Source organism: Pseudoalteromonas sp. UBA6610 (assembly GCF_002433295.1).
Lineage (GTDB): Bacteria > Pseudomonadota > Gammaproteobacteria > Enterobacterales > Alteromonadaceae > Pseudoalteromonas > Pseudoalteromonas atlantica.
Genome location: NZ_DJHW01000089.1, coordinates 16,760 through 19,159, shown reverse-complemented (window position 1 = coordinate 19,159; position 2,400 = coordinate 16,760). Strand labels below are relative to the sequence as shown.

The following is a 2,400-nucleotide window of genomic DNA, read 5'->3' as shown; positions in this document are numbered from 1 at the left end:
ATACACACTGACTACAGGCACACTTACAGCAAGCTCTTTGCCTTGACGATCGAAGATCATACCGCGTTGTACATGTAGTTTTTCTACACGCACGGTGCGTTTATCGCTTTCTGAACGGGCTTTATCTGGCTCAATAACTTGTAAATAGGCAGCACGCGACACCAGTGTTACAAACACTAAAAACACCACAGTGCACACCAACATAAAGCGCCATGTGATTAAGTTATTGACCTGTTTTTTGCCGCGATTTCTCATTGTATTATTATTACCTGTTCATCCTGACTGGTAGGGCGCTTCATTTGAAGCTGCGTGGTAGCAACTTCTTCAATGCGCGCATGCTGCGAATAAAACTCTTCTTCTACAAGTAAATAACGCCATTCAAGGTCGAGCTCATCTCGCTCTTGTAGCAGCGTATCTTGCTTAATTAGCTGCGCGCGAGCCGAGTGCGTAACCTGCACTACTGCAAAGCTTGAAGCGAATATCACAACCAACAAGGCCGAGGTTAGCTTGTTAGCTCCTAGGCCTTTTAATATTTCTAAAAATAAATTGGGTTGGCGATGATTCGCTTTAGTGTTCATCCAAGCCTCTGTGCAATCCTAAGTACTGAGCTGCGAGAGCGTGGATTACGCTCAATTTCTTCAGCACTTGGTTTAATAGCTTTACCCACTGCTTTTAACGTCAGGTTTTTATTTATTTGTGCGTCGGTTAAAGGCAGACCTCTGGGTATCGCTTCTCCCTTACTCTGTTTTCTAATAAATTGCTTCACAATTCTGTCTTCAAGTGAATGAAACGAAATAACCACTAAACGTCCACCTGGCTTTAATACTTTTACAGCGGCTTGCAGTGCGGTTTGAATTTCTTCCAGTTCACTGTTTATGTAAATTCTGATTGCCTGAAATGTACGTGTGGCTGGGTGTTTAAATTTATCTTTAACGGGCACCGCTTCATCGACTAAATCGGCAAGTTGCTTGGTTGTGGTAATTGGCGTGTGCTCTCTTACCTCAAGTACTTTGTGGGCAATACGCTTACCAAATTTTTCTTCACCGTAGGTTTTAATTACATGGGTAATGTCTTCAAGCTCAGCTTCGGCTAGCCACTGCGCTGCACTGCGCCCACTTGTTGGGTCCATGCGCATATCAAGAGGGCCGTCCTTCATAAAGCTAAAGCCACGCTCTGCGTCATCAAGCTGGGGTGAGGACACGCCAATATCTAATAAAATGCCATCAACTTTACCTAACAGATCGTTTTGCTCTGCAACATCGTATAAGTTAGAAAAGCGGGTGTGAGCTATAGCAAAGCGAGCGTCATCGGCAAATTTTTCAGCCGATTTTATTGCTTGTGGGTCTTGATCAATGGCCTGTAAACGCCCTTGCTCACCAAGTCGAGCAAGTATTTGACCTGAGTGTCCGCCACGTCCAAAAGTACCATCCATGTATATGCCGTCTGGCTTAATTGCAAGAGCATCGATGGTTTCGTCCATTAATACGGATACGTGTTCAAATTGCGCAGTCATTAGCTTGTGTTTGCCTTTTTTAGTGCCGTTAGAGTGTGAAATTATCTAAATCTTGGTTTGCTTCAAAATCGCCGAGCCTTTCCAGCTCAGTGTCTTGGCGCATTTGTTCGTGCCAACGCGCTTCATCCCAAATTTCAAATTTATTCATTAAACCAACTAGCATGATCTTTTTGCCAAGTTCTGCGTGGCTACGCAATGAAGGCGCCAGCAAAATTCGACCATTTTTATCAAGTTGATACTCTGTGGCATTACCTAACAACATACGTTGCATTCGGCGAGCGCGTGGATTCATATTAGAGATTTTAGATAAGCGGCTTTCTATTTCTTGCCACTGTGCAAGAGGATACAACCATAAACACGGCTCGTTTAGCGCAATGGTACATATTACCGTTCCTTGATCTTCAGACAGCAAAGCGTCTCGGTACTTAGTCGGTACCGCAAAACGTCCTTTATCATCCAAGCTAAGTGAACTAGCGCCACGAAACATAAAAAGCCTACTTTTAAATTGTGTAATCGAGTTTCGATTAATTTGATCCAGTTAGATCCACTAAAAACCACTTTTTACCACAGTGCTCCAGTTTAGGGCTTGACAAGCCTTTTTGTCAAGTAAGCTGACCAGCTTTAACGTCTCGCTAAGCTAGAAAAAATAAGGCTTTACGCAAAGCGATTGAATTACGTGGGAAAAAGTGGAGGTAGTAGATAAAATTTTTTTAGAGCGTTGCTAATAACGTTTGGTTTACATAATTTGCTTACTGAATAATCAATGAATAATTACAAAAAAATGAATCTAGGGCCTGTTGACCTTTAAGGATTATAATTTGTTCAATCTAGGGGGTATTTAATCGCGGCGTGAGGTTTGTAACCTAGTGGGCTAAGTAAAAACCGAG

At 42.7% G+C, this 2,400-nt stretch carries 3 protein-coding genes and 1 pseudogene; all 4 read right to left on the bottom strand.

Annotated features, from left to right (window positions below; genetic code table 11):
• Positions 1–255: pseudogene (locus B4F91_RS11790) on the bottom strand (peptidoglycan glycosyltransferase FtsI); the annotation flags it as partial.
• Positions 252–578: a cell division protein FtsL gene (ftsL, locus tag B4F91_RS11785; protein WP_024033306.1), complete on the bottom strand. Its 327-nt coding sequence runs from the start codon at positions 576–578 to the stop codon at positions 252–254. The gene ftsL and the pseudogene B4F91_RS11790, both read right to left, overlap by 4 nt.
• Positions 575–1,513: a 16S rRNA (cytosine(1402)-N(4))-methyltransferase RsmH gene (gene rsmH, locus B4F91_RS11780; protein WP_004589408.1), complete on the bottom strand. Its 939-nt coding sequence runs from the start codon at positions 1,511–1,513 to the stop codon at positions 575–577. The genes ftsL and rsmH overlap by 4 nt, the downstream gene beginning before the upstream one ends.
• 28 nt (positions 1,514–1,541) lie before the next feature.
• Positions 1,542–2,000: a division/cell wall cluster transcriptional repressor MraZ gene (gene mraZ, locus B4F91_RS11775; protein ID WP_004589407.1), complete on the bottom strand. Its 459-nt coding sequence runs from the start codon at positions 1,998–2,000 to the stop codon at positions 1,542–1,544.
• Between the last annotated feature and the right edge of the window lie 400 nt (positions 2,001–2,400).

Coding starts and splice junctions, on each gene's coding strand:
- ftsL (WP_024033306.1), bottom strand. CDS start 578: ATGAACACTAAAGCGAATCATCGCCAACCCAATTTATTTTTAGAAATA.
- rsmH (WP_004589408.1), bottom strand. CDS start 1,513: ATGACTGCGCAATTTGAACACGTATCCGTATTAATGGACGAAACCATC.
- mraZ (WP_004589407.1), bottom strand. CDS start 2,000: ATGTTTCGTGGCGCTAGTTCACTTAGCTTGGATGATAAAGGACGTTTT.